This window comes from Serratia sp. 2880STDY5682894, assembly GCF_001537385.1.
GTDB lineage: Bacteria > Pseudomonadota > Gammaproteobacteria > Enterobacterales > Enterobacteriaceae > Serratia > Serratia nevei.
Genome location: NZ_FCJA01000007.1, coordinates 273,326 through 293,256 on the forward strand (window position 1 = coordinate 273,326; position 19,931 = coordinate 293,256).

Genomic DNA, 19,931 nt, shown 5'->3' on the forward strand with positions numbered 1-19,931 from the left:
ATGCGAGCACGATCGGCAGCTGAAGGTACTTAAATCACTATAGATATTCTTTTTATGTATATAGATGGGGTTTTGATTATTAGAGAGAGTATTGCACGCCAGATCGCACTCTCACGGCACCTGGCCGCAATGGATAACTGTCTTTGCGGCGCAGTTCGCAGCGGTGAAACGCGGGGTTTGAGCCTGTTTCATTGGGTGATTAACGTGAGCTCGGTCACCCAAGGGACGGGAAAATGGAAAACCATCCACCAGAAAATGGCGTCTCACACCGGCATGAGAGAGCGATAGAGCAAACACTGGCAGACATGAACAGCGTCCTGCTTGAGTCGGATCTGTTTATGACTCGTCTGACGGTACAAGACCGGCGCTGGCAAAAAGGCAGAAAAAACGGGCATACGTTAAATTGGCGCTCTCTTTTTAAATATCATACCCAAACGCCGATGAGTTTCGCTTTCGTCTATCGGCAAATGGCCAGCCCGCTGAGCCGCGCCGGCTTTTGCCTGTGCCGTTATCTCCAGGCAGAGAACGTTATCGAACTTGTCGCGTTGGAGAATTTCTCCCTGCGTGAAGCGCAACATCCCCTGAAAGGCAATATGCTGCGCAACTGCTTGCAGGTGCTGTATCTGTATGGCCTGAACCTGCAAGAGCAGAGGCTGACGCCGGTGCCTCCGCCGGACATACTTATCAGCCACGCAATCAATCACCGCGTGTTGGCGCTGTATACTCGTCAGGCCGCCTTTGAAGTAATACCCGGTACCATGACATGTAAAACCAGCTTCAACGCACTGAAAAAGTAAATACAATCGCTGGAAAAGTACGGGGCCAAATGTGATAAGGTGCGTATAAATAACGAGCAGAAAGGAAGCCAAAATGGAAAATAAGGATCTGACCGACCCTACGCTCTCCATTCAAGAGCAAAAACGCATCGCCATCGAGATTTTGCGCCAACACCATCGCTGGGAGATGGCCAACCCGCGTCCGCCTGAAGAACTCCCGGAATGGGAAGCCATCGGCCCGTTCAGAAAAAGTAAACGTCACCTGATCGAACGTACCGACGACTAATCCCCCTTCCCCGTGGCAATCCGGCGGGGCCCAGCTGTCCGACTAAATCTGGTAGTCAATCACCGCATCCAGCTGTGACGAGAAGACCTTGTCCTTGATTTCGGTCAGCGACAGCGTCGGGTTGCACAGCTGGATAAAACGCCAGGCATAGTTGCGCTGCAGCTGGCTGCGTTTCAGGCCCAGCCATACCGTATTGGGTTCAAACAGGTGCTCGGCGTTGAGGCTCACCAACCCGCGATCGCGCTCTTTTTCATACGACATGTCCGCCAGCACACCCACGCCCAACCCCAGCTCGACGTAAGTTTTAATCACGTCGGAATCCTGCGCACTGAGCGCGATGTCCGGCGTCAGACCCGCCGCTTTGAACGCCGCATCCAGCTTCGCGCGCCCGGTAATCCCCTGACGGTAAGTGATCAGCGGCAAGGTACTGAGCATCTCCAGCGTCACCTGCGGCTGACGCGTCAACTCGTGCCCTTCCGGCACCAGAATGGTGTGATGCCAGCGATAGTAAGGGAACGCCGCCAGCGATTCGTCGCTCATCAGCCGTTCGCTGGCGATGCCGATATCGGCTTCGCCGGCGGCCAGCATAGAGACGATCTCCTCCGGGCTGCCCTGATTGAGCACCACCCGCACCCGCGGGTAAAGCGCGCGAAACTCTTTGATGACCCCCGGCAGGCTGTAGCGCGCCTGGGTATGCGTCGTCGCGATATGCAGCTGCCCCGAATCGTTGCTGCTGAAGACGTCCGCCAGGCGACGGATGTTATTGGCGTCGTTGAGAATGCGTTCCGCTACCACCAGCAGCTCTTTGCCGGGTTCGGTCATGCCCAGCAGCCGCTTGCCGCGACGAATGAATATTTCAATGCCCAGCTCTTCTTCCAGCTCGCGAATATGCCGGCTGACGCCGGACTGCGAAGTAAATAAGGTATTGGCGACCTCGGTCAGGTTGTAGTTGCAGCGCGCCGATTCGCGAATAATTTTTAATTGTTGAAAGTTCATCCCCGTCTCCCTGTTTCTTGCGGTAGCGTTTTCCATATTGATACGGAGTCCTGCGGGGCTGAACAAATAAAAAATAGCCTTTAGTTATGCAATTTAATACTAAGTGAATTATTTATCGTTACTCTTGGGGGATGACGACGGGGGAAAATGATGAATGGCTTTAAAAATAACGAGATAAATAACCACACAAAGAAAGCGCCTTAGATAATCATGCAGAATAAAGTTATTAAATAGAGGTATTAGATATATGAAAAAGGGCTCAGCGTGCTGAGCCCTTCACTGTTTGCCACCCTGCCAACGCCTCAGGCCGTGGCCTCCGCCCCGAAAGCGCCGGGCCGGTTCTGCTGCAACCATTGCTGTACATAGCGCACCAGATCGCCGATGCAATCATCCTGCATGCCGTGGTGCTTCAGCTCGTTATCCAGCGCAAACAGGTATTGCGCGTTGGTGCCCAGCGGGCCGCTGGCGCTGGCGATCAATGGCGCGATCACCTGGTGGCTGGTGTCTGCTTCAAACAGCGGGTGCTGCGCGTTCATCACGAACACCAGCGCAGTGACAACCTCACCGCCCTCAAGCTGCAGCTCACACCAGGTCGGCACGTAGCAATCGGTGATCATTTCGCGCTTCCACAGCAGCTCCAGCTCTTCGCGCAGCTTGCTTTCCGGCAGACGGAAGGCCAATCCGGTGGTCTGGCCGCCCTCTTTCAGCGCCAGCATGCGCCCCGGCTGATGCAGCGTGCCGCGCCCGGCGGTCAAGCGCATGCAGAACGCCCGGTGCCAGCCCTGCAACATGGCAGGCCGCACTTCTTCCGATTCAAAAACCGGGTTCCACATCAGCGAACCGTAACCGAATACCCAAACCGGGCTGTGATCCGGCCGGCGCGATAACGTGCAATCCAACGAGGCTGCGCGCTGTTCAGGCGTCAGCAACAGCGACTCCTCAATAGCGCCGAATGCGGTTTTGCAATCCGCTTTTTGCAGAAAATCTCGCGTTAACACTGTTACAACCTCCCGGGAATACGATTTCTCGTCCTCCCTCGCCACTACTGAACCTTTGCAATTTTATTTTTAGGTGCGGAATTTTATTAATTCAATAACCGCGCCGATTAATAATGAACATATTCTTTTCCCGCCGCGCAATCAAGTTGCAAAGCGGTGTTAACGTGGAAAAGTATTTGTACTGAGCAGCAATAATATTAATTGCCGGGTCAGCATAACGTCCGCGCGATTTTATCAGGCCATAAAGCGTTACTTTTTGTGCCAACGCTCATCGTCGCCCTTGCGATAGCTTTGCTTGACCGCTGCCCAGGCCACTTTGTGCGCCGTCTCCTCCCGGCTGTCGTCACCGCGTCGGTCTTCAGGATCCCGGTATTGTTGCCAGGCGCTGTTGAACGCTTCTTTATAGATCGCCTGAGCATGGGCCGGCAGTACATGCTTCACATTGTCCGGCAAGTCGTTCGTGTCTTGATAGGGCATCACGTCCTCCCGTGCGTATTCCGTGAAGCTTAAGCCTAGCTCACACGCCGTTGCGCCTCAATGAGCAAACAATTCTCATTATCAAACGGCATGATATACTCACCGCCAAACGAACTATAAGGAGATCCCCGTGACTACCGAAGCCCCTCGCTCACGCGCCCCCTACCTGATCGCCGTCAGCGCCGTACAGGACATTACGCCGCACCTGCGCCGCATCACCTTTACCGCACCCGATCTGCGCTACTACCCGGCCAACGCCGCCGCTGCGCACATCAAGGTCTTTTTGCCGCTCGCCGGCCAAACCCAGCCGGATCTGCCGACGCTGACCGAAAACGGCCCCCGCTGGGCGGCGGACGCCGTGCGCCCGATCGTGCGTACCTATTCCATTCGCGCCGTGCGCCCGGAACAGGCGGAGGTGGACATCGAGTTCGCGATCCACGATCACCAGGGCCCGGCGGTCGACTTTGCGCGCCAGGCGAAAGCCGGCGATAAAATCGGCATCAGCAACCCGGGCGGCCCCAAACCGATGTTGCCGGCGGCCGATTTCTACTGCCTGGCGGGCGATCCTTCCTCACTGCCTGCGCTGGCCGCGCTGCTGGAGAATCTGCCGCCGCACAGCGCCGGGCGCGCTTTCGTCCGCGTCGACAGCACCGCCGACGTGATTGATCTGAGAAAACCGGCCGGCGTTGAGGTGAATTGGATCGTTGGCGGCACGGAGAACACCAACGACCTGATCGCCCGTTTCCGCGCACAATCCCTGCCGCAGGGCGAAACGCACTTTTGGCTCGCCGGTGAAGATCGCCTGGTGGTAGAGCTGCGCCGTTACCTGCGCCGTGAACGTCAATGCGATCGTAATCGTCTTTATGCCGTACCTTACTGGCGTGAGGGGCTAAATGAAGAGGGTTACCACAATAAACGGCATGAAATCATGGATAATATTGACGACTAACGGCTGTATTTTCCTTTATTAACCGCATGCTAAATAAGTAAACACGACTTTTCTCATATCTAACGTTAAAAATTGGCGTTATTGCGTAAAAGTAAGTAAATAAAACCGCACCCCGTGCGGTTTTTTTGTTACCCTGATCACATAAAGCAAGCAATTGCTTTCTCAGATAAAAACAACATCACACCGGCGCCGTGGGTGTATCCTAATATAAAATACCTACTGGAAACGCAGAGTTGCCGCATCACGGCGACCGGCGCTGACGGGCTACGCTGTTTGAGAAGGAGTGCCACCCTCATGAAGTCGCAACACGATCCTGGCCGATCCACCAAATCTCGCCACACCGAATACTCGCTGATCTTCCCCATCGCCGCGCTGGTGGTGTTGAATCTGTGGAGCAGCACCACTTACTTTCCGCTGATCGTCGGCATCAATATTCTCGCGCTGGTGGGGATCCTCAGCAGCGCCTTCAGCGTGGTGCGCCACGCCGACGTGCTCGCCCACCGTTTGGGGGAACCCTACGGCTCGCTGATCCTCAGCCTGTCGGTGGTAATCCTCGAGGTCAGCCTGATCTCGGCGCTGATGGCCACCGGCGACGCCGCGCCGGCGCTGATGCGCGACACGCTGTATTCCATCATCATGATCGTTTCCGCCGGCCTGGTCGGTTTCGCGCTGCTGCTCGGCGGGCGCAAGTTCGCCACCCAGTACGTCAACCTGGGCGGCATCAAACAGTATCTGATGGCAATTTTCCCGCTGGCGGTGATCGTGCTGGTGTTCCCGAGCGCGCTGCCGGGCGGTAACTTCAGCACCGGGCAGGCGCTGTTGGTGGCGCTGATCTCTGCCGCCATGTATGGCGTGTTCCTGGTGATCCAGACCAAAACCCACCAGAGCCTGTTCGTGTATGAGCATGAAGACGACGATGGCGACCCGCATCACGGCAAGCCCTCTTCGCACAGCAGCGCCTGGCATGCCGCCTGGCTCGTCGTGCACCTGATCGCGGTTATCGCCGTCACCAAGTTCAACGCCAATCCGCTGGAAGGCCTGCTGACCAAGATGAATGCGCCGGCGCAGTTCACCGGTTTCCTGGTGGCGCTGCTGATCCTGTCGCCTGAAGGGTTGGGCGCGCTGCGCGCCGTGTTGAACAATCAGGTGCAACGCGCCATGAACCTGTTCTTCGGTTCGGTGTTGGCGACCATCTCCCTGACGGTACCGGCGGTCACCATCATCGCCACCCTGACCGGGCAGACGCTGATCTTCGGGCTGCAAACGCCGCATATCGTGGTGATGTTGACGGTGTTGCTGCTGTGCCAGCTGTCGTTCTCGACCGGCCGCACCAACGTGCTGAACGGTACCGCCCACCTGGCGCTGTTCGCCGCCTACATGATGACTATCTTCGCCTGATCAAAAAGGGGCGCACACCGTGCGCCCCTGTCTTCGTTATACCGAGAAGAATATCGCCGCGGCGATCCCCCCGAACAAAATCCACTTGATGATGTAATAACCGGTGCGGTTCCAGGCCTTCAGGCGTTTCCCCACCCGGCGTATCGCATAGATGTATTTGAACATCTTGTTGACGCCGCCGGTGCGATCGCCCTCTTCGTTCGGCGCGGTGGCGGCGCTCATCAGATTGCGCCCCAGCCAGTGGTTCACCGCCTGCGCCCAGCGGTAGCGCATCGGCCGTTCGATGTCGCAGAACAGGATCAGACGATTCTGCCCGCTCTGATTTTCCGCGTAGTGCAGGTAAGTTTCATCGAACATCACGCCTTCACCGTCGCGCCAGCTGTAGCGCTCGCCGTCCACCTCGATGAAGCAGCGGTCATCGTTGGGGGTAATCAGCCCCAGGTGATAACGCAGCGAACCGGCGTAAGGATCGCGGTGGCGCGGCAAACGGCTGCCGTCCGGCAGTTCGGCGAACATCGCCGCCTTGACCGAAGGCAGGCTGCGCAGCAGTTCCGTGGTCTGCGGGCACAGGGTCATGGCGGAAGGATGGCTGTCCTCATACCATTTCAGATAAAAGCGTTTCCAGCCGGTCTTGAAGAACGAGTTGAACCCGGCGTCGTTGAACTGATCGGACGCTTTGATCTGCTGGATCTCCATCAGCTTCTGTCCTTCGTCGCGGATGGTTTCCCAATTCTCCCGCAGTACCGCCAGCTCAGGGAACTGCTCCGGCTTCAGGTACGGCGTGGTCGGCACGCGGGAAAACAGGTACATAAAGACGTTCAGCGGTGCGGTAAAGGTGGAATGGTCAGACAGCTGTCGCCACACGTTGTAGCGAACCCGCCCGCGGTAATGCACATAGACGACGCATAAAATAAGCAAAATCAGAATGATATATTTCATGTTTGAATCGCATCAAGGAACTCACGCTCAATGCGCCGCGCGGCGCACACCCCAGATAGTGTCCTTTTGGCGGCGCACGCAAGTTGCGCGCCAATCTGGAACCCATTAATCATTAACGCTAACTCAACGAAAATCTATACAAAAAACCACAATAATTTACACAAAGGTTAAACGAGAGGGGAAATTGCGGAGATAAAAAAGGCCGCCGAAGCGGCCTTTCCATTAGCGGATAGGTTAACTGTAAGCGTTGAGCGTGCGCTGGCACAAAGCAGAGCGCACACAGTCCTGTTTCTCAAAGCGGATAACGCCGATCATCTCGTCCTCTTCGAAGCGCTCCAGCGCGTCGCTGAGGCCGGATTTCACGCCGCGCGGCAAGTCGCACTGGGTCACGTCGCCGTTAACGATAACCGTCACGTTTTCGCCCAGGCGGGTCAGGAACATTTTCATCTGGCTGGCGGTCACGTTCTGGGCTTCATCCAGGATAACGACCGCATTTTCGAAGGTGCGTCCGCGCATATAAGCGAACGGCGCAATCTCTACCTTGCCGATTTCCGGGCGCAGGCAGTACTGCATAAAGGAAGAGCCTAAACGGCGCACCAGAATGTCATACACCGGGCGGAAATAAGGCGCGAATTTCTCGGAGATATCACCCGGCAAGAAGCCAAGGTCTTCATCCGCCTGCAAAACAGGACGGGTAACGATAATCCGATCCACCTCTTTATGGATCAGCGCCTCCGCCGCCTTGGCGGCGCTGATGAATGTTTTGCCACAGCCGGCTTCGCCGGTGGCGAAGATCAGCTGCTTATTCTCTATGGCTGATAAGTAATGACCCTGAGCTTCGGTTCTAGCCTCGATGGGTGAGCTATCGCGCTTGTCTCGCGCCATGCCGATAGACTCGACTCCCCCCATTTGCACCAGCGAGGTCACAGACTCTTCTTCCAGCTGGCGATGACTACGAGCGTCACGACGAATAACGCGTTTCGCTTCACGACGTGCTTTGATCACTGCTTTCTGTCTACCCATAGTGGCACCTTACAGTTTGTTTCACCTACCGCAACGGCCGGGCCGCGCGATTATGTTTCACACACGTATTAGGTTTTGGCCTCCTCCGAACCAATAAGAGCCAAGGGACAAGGTGAATCGACGGCAACGCTTAAGCGCCGTGTCTTCACGGGACAACGCGGACTGCATCAATAAACGTGGAGTAAAAAGTGATGAGATTCGATAGCGATAAGAGTGCGGGGTTGCCGGTAAAAGAGAGTCGGAGAGAGAACCCTCGTTACAACGAGAAATCAGGGGAGATGTGTTATTTTTTCTTTCCAGCCCAGCCAAGGACTTTACCATTAGCGATCCCCGCAGTGATATTTACAGCTTCAAGCTGTGCACCGTGTGAAAACTACCGCCAGATGATTACAGTATAATGACATTCAATCCCGTCGCGTTATTAAAATGTAAAAAAATTTTATATCTTTTGTTTTCAGTTAGCGCAAAAACACTATATCACGCTCGGCACGTCATTCCAGAAAAATTTTTATCCTATAAATATTAATGAATTACAATTAAAAGCCGCGAATGACACTTTAGTTTCTCGATTAAAATTTGCACAACCCAAAGTCGGCGGGCCCTTCAGATTTTTTAATCCGCAGGCGACGGATTGAATTGAACTCCGTCGCTTAATGTCCCGCACAATAGGCAAGCCAACGTAAAACGAGGCGGAAGATCCCGCCTCGCCATTGCGCACTCAGGCCTTGAGCAAGCCGCTGGCCAAATAGTCGCCGCCCTCTTTCACGCCCGGCAATACGAAGAAATATCCGCCGCCGATCGGCTTGATGTATTCTTCCAGCGCTTCGCCGTTGAGCCTTTTTTGCACCGTCAGGAATCCTTTTTCCAGATCGGCCTGATAGCAGACGAACAGCAGCCCCATTTCCAGCTGCCCGGCATTGGAAACGCCAAGGGAATAGCTGTAGCCACGTCGCAACATCAGGTTACTTTGGCTTTCCGGCGTGCGGGGGTTAGCCAACCGAATGTGCGCGTCCATCGGGATCACCTTGCCGTCGGGATCGTTCGCGTAGTTCGGCTCGTCATGTTCATGCTTCATGCCGAGCGGCGCGCCGCTGTGCTTTTCGCGGCCGAAAATGGTTTCCTGCTCCTGCAGCGGCGTACGATCCCAAAACTCCACGCGGAAGCGAATAATGCGCGCGGCCTGGTAGCTGCCGCCCGCCGTCCACGCCGGCTCGCCGACGTTGTCGCCGACCCACACCACCTTATCCATCAGCGGTTTGTCGTCGGTTTTCGGGTTGGCGGTGCCGTCTTTGAAGCCCAGCAGGTTGATCGGCGTCTCTTTGCCTTTGCTGCGCGCCGCATGCGCGGAGATGAATCCCTCCCGCTTCCAGCGCACGCTGAGCAGATCCGGCGAATGCTTGATGATGTCGCGCAGTGCGTGGATCACCGTTTCATTGGTGTTGGCGCAGATCTGCAGCAGCAGATCGCCGTGGCAAAGCCCGGCATCCAGCGCATCGTTGGGGAAGCGGGTCATTTTCTGCAACCGCAGCGGCTTTTGCGCCTGCAGGCCAAAGCGTTCGTCGAACAGCGATGCGCCGACCGAGACGGTGATGGTCAGGTTGTCCGGATAAATCTCCGGCCCCATGATCCCCGAATCGAGCGGCGGCAATTTGGCGTCCACTTCCGGTGCCTTGCCGCCGTGGGTCAGGAACGCGATGCGGTCAGTCAGCAGCCGGAACAGGCGCTCCAGATCCGCTTTGCTGGTCGCCAGCACGTCGAACGCCACCAGCATCATCGCCGCCTGTTGCGGGGTCAGCACCCCGGCCTGATGGCGGCCATAAAACGGCTGTTTCTGCCAGCGCTCATCCTGCGGCGCCGCCAACGGCTCCGCCGCTTTGTCCGCCGCCTGCACCAGGCGGCTGCCGCCCAGCGCCAGAGCGCTCAGCCCCAGCCCCTGCAGCAAACGGCGGCGTGAAGGGGATGCCGCCTCCTGAGAGTGCGGGTGAGGCCCGTTATTCGGGCCTGCCTTGTTGCTCATAACCGTATGCCTCAGTCCAGACCCAATACGCCGCGCAGTTGGGAAAGGTCTTCCGCCAGCGTGGTGATCGGCCCTTTCAACGCATTGCGGTCGGCATCGGTCAGCTTCTCATAGGACTCATACCCCTCTTTGGTTTGGTACTTCGCCAAAATGGTGTCGACGGTTTTGAAGTTGGCGTCGATCTTGTCCAGCAGCGGCTTGTTGGCCTTGACCAACAGCGGGCGCAGCAGGTTGACGATCTTCTGCGCGCCGTCGACGTTGGCCTGGAAATCCCACAGGTCGGTGCGGCTGTAACGGTCTTCTTCACCGCTGATCTTGCTGGCCGCCACTTCTTCGATCAGCCCGGCTGCGCCGCCCACCACCTTGCTCGGCGGGAAGGTCAGTTCACCCACGCGTTTTTGCAGTTCAACGGTGTCGTGATACAGACGATCGGCATATTTGCCCATGTCCTTGGTCGAGTTGTCGGCAAACAGCGCCTTCTCCAGACGGTGGAAGCCGGTAAAGTTCGGATCCGCCGATTTCTTCTCGTAGTCGTCCTCACGGGCGTCAATGCTGCCGTCCAGATCGGAGAACAGCTCGGCGATCGGCTCGATGCGCTCATAGTGCTGGCGGGTCGGCGCGTACAGCTTGCGCGCTTGTTCCACGTTGCCGGCCTTCACCGCGTCGGTGAACAGCTTGGTCTGTTTCACCAGCCCGTCGACTTCTTTGATAACGTAGACTTTGTATTCGGCGATCGGGCCAACCAGATCCAACGCGTTTGGTTTGCCGTCGGTGGCACCGTTGGTGGCTGCGGTGACGGTCAGTTTGCCTTTCGGGTTGCTCAGCAGCCCGCAGGTCATGTCGTATTCGCCCGCTTCCAGCGTGGCGGTCATTTTCTGGGTGAAGCCCGGCGCGATGTTTTCGCGCTCTTCCACCACCATCACCCCTTTCAGGATTTCCCATTCGACGTTTTTCTGGCTGGTGTTATGCACCACAAACTGCGTCTTGCCGGCCGGCACCGTCAGCTGCATCGGTTCGCACTGCTTGTCGTTGACCGTGACTTTGACCTGCGGCACGTCCGCCGCCAACGCGTCGATGCTCAGCGCAAACGCCGGGATAGCCAGTAATGCTGCGTGCAACGCCTTGCGGCGAAATAACGGAGTAGACATACGAGATTCCCTATTAAACATTAATGATTGATTTTACGTTGCGCCGGGGCCGCTGCCGGCTCCGCGCGCTGCGGCAGGAAAAAGAAAATCAGCGCCGGGATCAGATACAGGAAATAGACGGCCACTTCGCTGACCGTCGGCGCTTCCTGATAACCGAGAATACCTTCCAGCAGGGTGCCGAACAGCGAATGGGTCGACAGGGTGCTGCTGAAATCGAAGGCGATGTCCTGGAAGTGGTTCCACAGGCCGGCTTCGTGGAAGGCGCGGATCGCCCCGGCGGCCAGGCCGGCGGCGACGAACAGAATGAACAGGCTGGTCCATTTGAAAAACTTGGCCAGGTGCAGCTTCACCCCGCCCCAATAAATCATCATGCCCAGCACGATGGCGGCCACCAGGCCGAGCACCGCGCCGATCGGCGCCGCGGCGCCCACGTCTTGCTGGAACGCCGCCAGCAGGAAGAACACCGACTCCAGCCCTTCGCGCGCCACGGCGAAAAACACCATCGCAACCAGCGCCCAACCCTGCCCTTTACCGGCGCTGAGCGCCTGATCGATCGCCCCTTCCAGATGCACCTTGACCGACTTGGACACCTTACGCATCCAGAACACCATATAGGTGAGGATCACCACCGCCACCACCGCCACGATGCCCTCGAACAGCTCCTGCTGTTTCTGCGGGAACTCGCCGGTGGTTTCATTGATGAAGATGCCGAGCGCCAGACACAGCGCCGCAGCGACAATCACGCCGATCCACACCGCGCCCAGCCATTGGCTGCGCTGCGTGCGCTTCAGGTAGCTGGCGATCAGGCTGACGATCAGCGCGGCCTCCAGCCCCTCACGGAACATGATAAGAAAGGGAACGAACATAAATAATCACCCCTGAAAAGACCGCGGCGGCAGAGACGGTGGTTGCGAAATGAGCCGCGGCGACTATGTAAAGAAACGTAAAAACCAACGAGAGTGATTATCATTCTGCCAAGAATAAATACAAGAGGCATGACGGTGATTTTTTCTAATCAAATGTCGCCAGGTGTTACAGCTGGATGACGGCGATCGGCAGACAAAAAAAAGGGGCGCTCTGCGCGCCCCTTACCGACTGACATCGAACGGCGTTACACCGTTTTGTACTCGGCTTCCGCCTGATCGAAACGCTCGGTCATGGTGGCGGAAGGCTGGCGGCCCATCAGGCTCACCACCACGATGGCGAGGCAACCCAGGATGAAGCCAGGGATGATTTCATACAGCCCCAGCCATTCGTACTGTTTCCAGACGATCACCGTCACCGCACCGACCAGCATACCGGCCAGCGCGCCGTTGCGGGTCATGCGCGACCACATCACCGAAATCAGCACCACCGGACCGAAGGCGGCGCCGAAACCGGCCCAGGCGTAGCTCACCAGGCCCAGCACGCGGTTCTCCGGGTTGGCCGCCAACGCGATGGCGATCAAGGCCACCACCAGCACCATCACGCGGCCGACCCACACCAGCTCGCGCTGGCTGGCGCCTTTACGCAGGAACGCCTTGTACAGGTCTTCGGTGATCGCGCTGGAGCACACCAGCAGCTGGCAGCTCAGGGTACTCATGACCGCCGCCAGAATCGCCGACAGCAGCACGCCTGCTACCCATGGGTTGAACAGCAGCATCGCCAGTTCGATGAACACGCGTTCCCCGTTCTGCGACACGTTACCGGCTTGATCCGGGTTGTTGGCGAAGTAAGCAATACCGAAGAAACCGACGGCGATGGTGCCGGCCAGGCACAGGATCATCCAGGTCATGCTGATGCGACGCGCGCTGCGGATGGTGCGGTGAGAATCCGCCGCCATGAAACGCGCCAGGATGTGCGGCTGGCCGAAGTAGCCCAGGCCCCACCCCAGCAGCGACAGGATGGCGACGAAGTTCAGCCCTTTCAGCATGTCGAGGTTGGCCGGGTTCTGCGCCTGGATCACCAGCATCGAGGTATCGATGCCGCCGACGGCGAAGATCACGATCACCGGCGTCAGGATCAGCGCGAAAATCATCAGGCTGGCCTGCACGGTGTCGGTCCAGCTTACCGCCAGGAAACCGCCGATAAAGGTGTAGAGGATGGTCGCCGCGGCGCCGGCCCACAGGGCGGTTTCGTAGCTCATGCCGAAGGTGCTTTCGAACAGGCGCGCGCCGGCTACGATGCCGGAGGCGCAGTAAATGGTGAAGAACACCAGGATGACGATGGCCGAGATCACGCGCAGCAGCTTGCTGTTGTCTTCAAAGCGGCTGGTGAAATAATCCGGCAGCGTCAGGGCGTTGTTGTTGGCTTCGGTATGTACGCGCAGCCTTCCTGCCACCAGCTTCCAGTTCAGGTAAGCGCCGATGGTCAGGCCGATGGCGATCCAGCTTTCGGAGATGCCGGAGAGGAAGATGGCGCCCGGCAGGCCCATCAGCAACCAGCCGCTCATGTCGGAAGCGCCGGCGGACAGCGCGGTCACCACGCTGCCCAAACTGCGGCCGCCGAGAATATAGTCATCAAAGTTGTTGGTTGCCCGGTAGGCAAGCAGGCCGATCAGCACCATCCCGAAAATGTACACCAGGAAGGTCACCAGCATAGGTGTGCTCATTGTCATTTAATTCTCCACTTTCATTATTATTCGCGTTTCGCTCCGGCCAAGCCGGCGCCGGTAAACCCACGCGCAATGCATTTCACTGGCCGCCGCACCGGAACGTGGCGCAGCCTGCGAGCAAGTGCAGGTAAAATAGTTTCTGCCCGTAATTGTTGACCGTCGGTTATCCTAGATGAGCCTTTCATCAACCAACAAGATATTTAACAACAAAGTTACACAAAGTTTACCCTGCGTCACATTTACCGGGCCCAAAGGTTGCACTCACGACAAGCAAAATGAGTTGCACCTGGTTATTACCCTTATATACCGCAAGGTAAAGCGTCTGCGGCAGCATAAACCCCGCCGCATTCGCTCAATAACGCAACATTCGTGCCAACTGGCCATGTTAAAAAATCGATGAAACTCACACTTCGCTCATCAGCCTGATTTAACAAGGTTGCACAAAGTTGCAACATGCAGGATATTGTCTGCATTCTTGACACCACACATCTCACGAACCTATCCCAACAGGCTTTCCGGCCTGCTGTTTGTCTAGCCTGATGGGATAGGTTCTAAACACAGGAGTTGGATTGGCATGGGCACTACCACAATGGGCGTGAAACTCGACGAGGCAACACGCGACCGGATCAAGAGCGCCGCACAGCGCATCGATCGCACGCCGCACTGGCTCATCAAGCAGGCCATCTTTAATTACCTCGAGCGTCTCGAGAGCGGTTCCGATATTCCTGAAATTCCAGCGCTGGCCGCTGCGGGCCAGCCTGAAGCGGACGACATTATGCCGCAAGCGCAGGAAGAGTCACACCAGCCATTCCTCGATTTTGCCGAACAAATTCTGCCGCAGTCGGTTACCCGCGCCGCCATCACCGCCGCCTATCGTCGCCCGGAGACCGAAGCGGTGCCGATGTTGCTCGAACAGGCGCGATTACCCGCCGATCTTGCACAGGCCACTCACAAAATGGCCTATGGTATCGCCGAGAAGTTGCGTAACCAAAAAAGTGCAAACGGCCGCGCCGGCATGGTGCAAGGTCTGCTGCAAGAGTTTTCCCTCTCTTCGCAGGAAGGCGTGGCGCTGATGTGCCTGGCGGAAGCGCTGCTGCGCATTCCAGACAAACCGACCCGCGATGCCCTGATCCGCGACAAGATCAGCAACGGCAACTGGCACTCGCACCTCGGGCGCAGCCCGTCGCTGTTCGTCAACGCCGCGACCTGGGGCCTGCTGTTCACCGGCAAGCTGGTGTCCACGCATAACGAAGCCAATCTGTCCCGTTCGCTGAACCGCATTATCGGCAAGAGCGGCGAACCGCTGATCCGCAAAGGCGTGGACATGGCGATGCGCCTGATGGGCGAACAGTTCGTGACCGGCGAAACCATCGCCGAAGCGCTGGCCAACGCGCGCAAGCTCGAAGAAAAAGGCTTCCGCTACTCCTACGACATGCTGGGCGAAGCCGCCCTGACCGAAGCCGACGCGCAGGCCTACCTGGTTTCCTACCAGCAGGCGATCCACGCCATCGGCAAAGCCTCCAACGGCCGTGGCATTTATGAAGGCCCCGGCATCTCCATCAAGCTGTCCGCCCTGCACCCGCGCTACAGCCGCGCGCAGTACGAACGCGTCATGGAAGAGCTCTACCCGCGCCTGCTGTCGCTGACCCTGCAGGCACGCCAGTACGATATCGGCATCAACATCGATGCCGAAGAGGCCGACCGCCTGGAGATCTCGCTCGATCTGCTGGAGAAGCTGTGCTTCGAACCGCAGCTGGCCGGCTGGAATGGCATCGGCTTCGTGATCCAGGCCTACCAAAAACGTTGTCCGTTCGCCATCGACGCGGTGATCGACATGGCGCAACGCAGCCGCCGTCGCCTGATGATCCGTCTGGTGAAGGGCGCCTACTGGGACAGCGAAATCAAACGCGCCCAGATGGACGGCCTGGAAGGCTACCCGGTCTACACCCGCAAGGTCTATACCGACGTTTCTTACCTGGCCTGCGCCCGCAAGCTGCTGTCGGTGCCGAACCTGATCTATCCGCAGTTCGCGACCCACAACGCCCATACCCTGAGCGCCATCTATCATCTGGCCGGCAACAACTACTACCCTGGGCAGTATGAGTTCCAGTGCCTGCACGGCATGGGTGAGCCGCTGTACGAGCAGGTGGTGGGTAAAGTGGCCGACGGCAAACTGAACCGCCCTTGCCGCATCTATGCGCCGGTCGGCACCCATGAAACGCTGCTGGCTTACCTGGTGCGCCGCCTGCTGGAAAACGGCGCCAACACCTCGTTCGTCAACCGCATCGCCGATGCCACCCTGCCGCTCGACGAGCTGGTGGCCGATCCGGTCAGCGCCGTGGAAACGCTGGCAGCCAGCGAAGGCCAGATTGGCCTGCCGCATCCGCGTATTCCGCTGCCGCGCGAGCTGTACGGCGAGAAACGCACTAACTCCAGCGGTCTGGATCTGTCCAACGAACAGCGTCTGGCCTCGCTCTCCAGCGCCCTGCTCACCAGCGCCAGCCATCCGTGGCGCGCGGAACCGATCATCGACGCCGAATTGGATCAGGGCGTGGAGCAACCGGTAATCAACCCGGCCGAGCCGGGCGATGTGGTCGGCTACGTGCGTGAAGCCACCGAAGGCGAAGTCAGCCGTGCGCTCGACGCCGCCGCGGCCGCCGGCCCAATCTGGTTCGCTACGCCGCCGACGGAGCGCGCCGCGATCCTCGAACGCGCCGCCGAGTTGATGGAGAGTCAGCTGCAAAGCCTGCTGGGCATTCTGGTGCGTGAAGCGGGTAAAACCTTCAACAACGCCATCGCCGAAGTGCGCGAAGCGGTGGACTTCCTGCACTACTACGCCGGCCAGGTGCGCGACGATTTCGCCAACGACAGCCACCGTCCGCTGGGCCCAGTGGTCTGCATCAGCCCGTGGAACTTCCCGCTGGCGATCTTCACCGGCCAAATCGCCGCGGCGCTGGCGGCGGGCAACAGCGTGCTGGCCAAACCGGCCGAGCAAACGCCATTGGTCGCCGCGCAGGCGGTGCGCATCCTGCTGGAAGCCGGCATTCCGCAAGGCGTGCTGCAGCTGCTGCCGGGCCAGGGTGAAACCGTCGGCTCAACGCTGGTCAACGATGCCCGCGTCCGCGGCGTGATGTTTACCGGTTCCACCGACGTCGCCGGCATTCTGCAGCGCAGCATCGCCGGTCGCCTGGATCCGCAAGGCCGTCCGACGCCGCTGATCGCCGAAACCGGCGGCCTGAACGCCATGATCGTCGACTCTTCGGCCCTGACCGAACAAGTCGTCACCGACGTGGTGGCCTCCGCCTTCGACAGCGCCGGCCAGCGCTGCTCCGCGCTGCGTATCCTGTGCATTCAGGAAGACGTGGCCGAGCACACGCTGCAAATGCTGCGCGGCGCGATGGCCGAATGCCGCATGGGCAACCCGGAGCGCCTGTCTACCGACGTGGGCCCGGTGATCGACGCCGAAGCCAAAACCGGCATCGAACGCCATATCCAGGCGATGCGCGCCAAAGGCCGCAAGGTGTACCAGGCCGCCAAAGGCAGCGCGCAGGATGAGAAAGAGTGGGCGCGCGGCACCTTCATCAAACCGACGCTGATCGAACTCGACAGCTTCGACGAGCTGCAAAAAGAGATCTTTGGCCCGGTGCTGCACGTGGTGCGCTTCCAGCGCAACAATCTGGACGCGCTGGTCGATCAGATCAACGCCGCCGGTTATGGCCTGACGCTGGGCATTCACACCCGTATCGATGAAACCATCGCCCGGGTGACCGAACGCGCCAAGGTCGGCAACCTGTACGTCAACCGTAACATGGTTGGCGCGGTAGTCGGCGTACAGCCGTTCGGCGGCGAAGGCCTGTCGGGCACCGGCCCGAAAGCCGGCGGCCCGCTGTACCTGTACCGTCTGCTGGCTAACCGTCCGGACGACGCGCTGCAGCGTACGCTGCACCGTCAGGACGACGAGCGCCCGATGGAAGCCACCGCGCGGCCGCAGCTGTTGGGCGCGCTGCAATCGCTGGAGAAATGGGCGGTCACCAGCCAACACGGCGAACTGGCGGCATTGGCGCAGCGCTATGCGGAGCTGGGCCAGGGCGGCACCGTACGTCCGCTGCCGGGCCCGACCGGCGAGCGCAATACCTATGCCCTGCTGCCGCGTGAACGCGTGCTGTGCCTGGCGGATAACGAAGCCGACGCGCTGATCCAGTTGGCCGCCGTGCTGGCGGTCGGCAGCAGCGCGCTGTGGCCGGAAGCGGAACTGCAGCGCAATCTGTTCCGCCGCTTGCCGAACGATGTGCAGGCGCGCATCGCCTTCAGCAAAGACTGGCAGCAGGACAAGGTCGAGTTCGACGCCGCCATCTACCACGGCGATGCCGACCAGCTGCGCACCCTGTGCGAGCAGATCGCGCAGCGCGGCGGCGCCATCGTCTCGGTGCAGGGCTTCGCTCACGGTGAAACCAACATCCTGTTGGAACGCCTGCTGATCGAGCGTTCGCTGAGCGTCAACACCGCCGCCGCCGGCGGTAACGCCAGCCTGATGACCATCGGTTAACGCATCGTCAAGGCGGCCGTGCATGGCCGCCTGATTGGCTCACCGCTACGCAAACCCTGCACTTGTGCAGGGTTTTTTATTGCCCGCAGCCCGGTCAGCCGTTAGCGTCTTGCTATCCTGGCATGAGGATGCGGCGCCTCATGGGCGATAACAACAGGGTGAACTCAGAACGAATTAGTCTGCTTGCAAACCGTGGCAGAACGCTACTCGTCGCATTGACTCTCGGGTTCGGCAACATCCGGGATACGGTAGCCGCAGCGGATTTCTCGCCGCCGCCGCGCGAAACGCATTGTTGAAAAAGGAGTGAATGCGAACGGGGGAAGCTCCCCCGCCGTCTTATTGATTCAAGAATTTGTCGAGGAATTGCTGGGTACGCTGGTGCTGCGGGTTGGCGAACAGCGCTTTGGCCGGGCCCTGTTCAACGATGCGGCCGTGGTCCATAAAGATAACCCGGTCCGCCACGTCGCGGGCAAAACTCATCTCATGGGTGACGATCACCATGGTGCGTTTCTCTTCCGCCAGTGAGCGCATGGTATTGAGCACTTCCCCCACCAGCTCGGGATCGAGCGCCGACGTCGGCTCATCGAACAGAATCACCTCCGGCTGCATCGCCAGCGCGCGCGCAATAGCCACCCGCTGCTGTTGGCCACCGGACAGCCGCCGCGGATAAGCCTGCTCCTTGCCGCTTAGTCCCACCTTGGCCAGCAACGCGCGAGCGCGCTGTTCCGCGCTGGCCTTCGCCTCGCCCTTGACGACCACCGGCCCTTCGATGATGTTTTCCAACACCGAACGGTGCGGGAACAGGTTGAAGTTCTGGAACACGAAACCGACCTGCTGACGCAGCGCTCGTACCTGATTTTTCTGTTTGCTCAGCGGCTTGCTGCCGTCGATCAGGATATCGCCGACGCGAATGGTGCCGGAATCCGGCTCCTCCAGCAGGTTAATGCAGCGCAATAAGGTGGTTTTCCCCGAGCCGCTCGGCCCGATGATCGCCACCACTTCGCCGGCGTCCACCGCCAGATCGATCCCATGCAGTACCGTCTGACCCTTGAACTGCTTGGTCAATTGCTTAACTTCAATGGCACTCATGCGCTACTCCTGATCCTGGCGATTAACGTGGGCTTCCAGACGGTTTTGCAGCGCGGAAAGCAGGGTCGCCATCACCCAGTAAATCAGCGATGCCGCCAGGTACATGGTGAACACTTCCAGCGTGCGCGAGGTGATCAGCTGCGCCTGACGGAACAGTTCCGGCACCTGAATGGTGGCGGCCAGCGAGGTGTCTTTCACCAGGCCGATGAAGCTGTTGCCCAGCGGCGGCAAGGCGGTGCGCGCCGCCTGCGGCAGGATCACTCGGCGCAGGGTTTGCCAACGGGTCATGCCGATGCTGGCGGCGGCTTCCCACTGCCCTTTGTCGATCGACGAAATCGCCGCACGCAGCGTTTCCGAGGTGTAGGCGGCGGTATTGAGCGACAGGCCAATCAGCGCCGCCGGGAAAGGATCGAACTCGATGCCGAACTGCGGCAGACCGTAATAGATCATAAACAGCTGGGCGATCAACGGCGTACCGCGGAACAGCGACACGTAGATACGCGACAGCCACGACAGCGGCCACAGCGGCGAAAGGCGCATCAGCGCCAGCAGAAAACCGAGCAGCAACCCCAACGCCATGCCGCCCAGGCTGAGCTGAAGCGTCAGTATTGCGCCCTTCAGTAAAAATCCGCCTTCATAGAAGGCGGCTTTGACTACGCCCCAGAGGGGCGCTCTAAGTTCGGACTCATAGAGCCC

General features: G+C 58.9%; 16 protein-coding genes and 1 pseudogene. 6 read left to right on the forward strand and 11 right to left on the reverse strand.

What is annotated here, in order from left to right; translation table 11 throughout:
- The first annotated feature begins 233 nt into the window (after positions 1 to 233).
- Complete coding sequence (locus tag AWX27_RS17545) at positions 234 to 797, forward strand: hypothetical protein (protein ID WP_060424089.1); 564 nt, start codon at positions 234 to 236, stop codon at positions 795 to 797.
- A 73-nt stretch (positions 798 to 870) separates the two neighbouring features.
- Positions 871 to 1,062 (forward strand): hypothetical protein, encoded by a 192-nt coding sequence (locus AWX27_RS17550; protein ID WP_033634949.1) that lies wholly within the window; start codon positions 871 to 873, stop codon positions 1,060 to 1,062.
- 42 nt (positions 1,063 to 1,104) lie between these two features.
- Here the strand turns inward: AWX27_RS17550 and cbl are convergent, their stop codons facing one another.
- From cbl to chaB, 3 genes are all read right to left on the reverse strand, one after another.
- Positions 1,105 to 2,058 carry an HTH-type transcriptional regulator Cbl gene (gene cbl / locus AWX27_RS17555; protein WP_033634950.1) on the reverse strand — a complete coding sequence of 318 codons (954 nt, stop codon included), beginning with the start codon at positions 2,056 to 2,058 and terminating at the stop codon, positions 1,105 to 1,107.
- A 302-nt stretch (positions 2,059 to 2,360) separates the two neighbouring features.
- Positions 2,361 to 3,056 (reverse strand): gamma-glutamylcyclotransferase, encoded by a 696-nt coding sequence (locus tag AWX27_RS17560; protein WP_049202018.1) that lies wholly within the window; start codon positions 3,054 to 3,056, stop codon positions 2,361 to 2,363.
- Between the two features lie 249 nt (positions 3,057 to 3,305).
- Complete coding sequence (gene chaB, locus AWX27_RS17565; protein ID WP_049202016.1) at positions 3,306 to 3,533, reverse strand: putative cation transport regulator ChaB; 228 nt, start codon at positions 3,531 to 3,533, stop codon at positions 3,306 to 3,308.
- Between the two features lie 130 nt (positions 3,534 to 3,663).
- On the opposite strand from chaB, the gene AWX27_RS17570 reads away from it, so the two are divergent.
- Both AWX27_RS17570 and chaA read left to right on the forward strand, forming a co-directional pair.
- Complete coding sequence (locus AWX27_RS17570; RefSeq protein WP_060424091.1) at positions 3,664 to 4,482, forward strand: siderophore-interacting protein; 819 nt, start codon at positions 3,664 to 3,666, stop codon at positions 4,480 to 4,482.
- A gap of 294 nt (positions 4,483 to 4,776) precedes the next feature.
- Positions 4,777 to 5,880, forward strand: a complete 1,104-nt coding sequence (gene chaA, locus AWX27_RS17575; RefSeq protein WP_060424093.1) for a sodium-potassium/proton antiporter ChaA — start codon at positions 4,777 to 4,779, stop codon at positions 5,878 to 5,880.
- 36 nt (positions 5,881 to 5,916) lie between these two features.
- Here the strand turns inward: chaA and lpxO are convergent, their stop codons facing one another.
- The 6 genes from lpxO to putP form a co-directional block, all read right to left on the reverse strand.
- Positions 5,917 to 6,819, reverse strand: a complete 903-nt coding sequence (gene lpxO / locus AWX27_RS17580; RefSeq protein WP_025303230.1) for a lipid A hydroxylase LpxO — start codon at positions 6,817 to 6,819, stop codon at positions 5,917 to 5,919.
- Between the two features lie 234 nt (positions 6,820 to 7,053).
- A complete protein-coding gene (gene phoH, locus AWX27_RS17585; protein WP_015378226.1) occupies positions 7,054 to 7,842 on the reverse strand; it encodes a phosphate starvation-inducible protein PhoH in 789 nt (262 codons plus the stop codon).
- 718 nt (positions 7,843 to 8,560) lie between these two features.
- On the reverse strand, positions 8,561 to 9,859 hold the full coding sequence (efeB, locus tag AWX27_RS17590) for an iron uptake transporter deferrochelatase/peroxidase subunit (RefSeq protein ID WP_047730480.1): 1,299 nt from the start codon (positions 9,857 to 9,859) through the stop codon (positions 8,561 to 8,563).
- Positions 9,860 to 9,870: 11 nt separating this feature from the next.
- A complete protein-coding gene (efeO, locus tag AWX27_RS17595) occupies positions 9,871 to 11,007 on the reverse strand; it encodes an iron uptake system protein EfeO (RefSeq protein WP_047730479.1) in 1,137 nt (378 codons plus the stop codon).
- Between the two features lie 20 nt (positions 11,008 to 11,027).
- A complete protein-coding gene (gene efeU / locus AWX27_RS17600; RefSeq protein ID WP_060423658.1) occupies positions 11,028 to 11,873 on the reverse strand; it encodes an iron uptake transporter permease EfeU in 846 nt (281 codons plus the stop codon).
- A gap of 245 nt (positions 11,874 to 12,118) precedes the next feature.
- Entirely contained in the window at positions 12,119 to 13,603 is a 1,485-nt protein-coding gene (putP, locus tag AWX27_RS17605; RefSeq protein ID WP_033634960.1) for a sodium/proline symporter PutP, read from the reverse strand.
- A gap of 571 nt (positions 13,604 to 14,174) precedes the next feature.
- Between putP and putA the strand changes: the two genes are divergently transcribed.
- Positions 14,175 to 18,146, forward strand: a complete 3,972-nt coding sequence (gene putA, locus AWX27_RS17610; protein WP_048234352.1) for a trifunctional transcriptional regulator/proline dehydrogenase/L-glutamate gamma-semialdehyde dehydrogenase — start codon at positions 14,175 to 14,177, stop codon at positions 18,144 to 18,146.
- Between the two features lie 211 nt (positions 18,147 to 18,357).
- Positions 18,358 to 18,453, forward strand: a pseudogene (locus AWX27_RS25390) (type II toxin-antitoxin system HicB family antitoxin); the annotation flags it as partial.
- 29 nt (positions 18,454 to 18,482) lie between these two features.
- Here the strand turns inward: AWX27_RS25390 and tcyN are convergent.
- Positions 18,483 to 19,235 (reverse strand): L-cystine ABC transporter ATP-binding protein TcyN, encoded by a 753-nt coding sequence (gene tcyN / locus AWX27_RS17615; protein WP_060424097.1) that lies wholly within the window; start codon positions 19,233 to 19,235, stop codon positions 18,483 to 18,485.
- Positions 19,236 to 19,238: 3 nt separating this feature from the next.
- On the reverse strand, positions 19,239 to 19,856 hold the full coding sequence (gene tcyL / locus AWX27_RS17620) for a cystine ABC transporter permease (protein WP_060424099.1): 618 nt from the start codon (positions 19,854 to 19,856) through the stop codon (positions 19,239 to 19,241).
- Between the last annotated feature and the right edge of the window lie 75 nt (positions 19,857 to 19,931).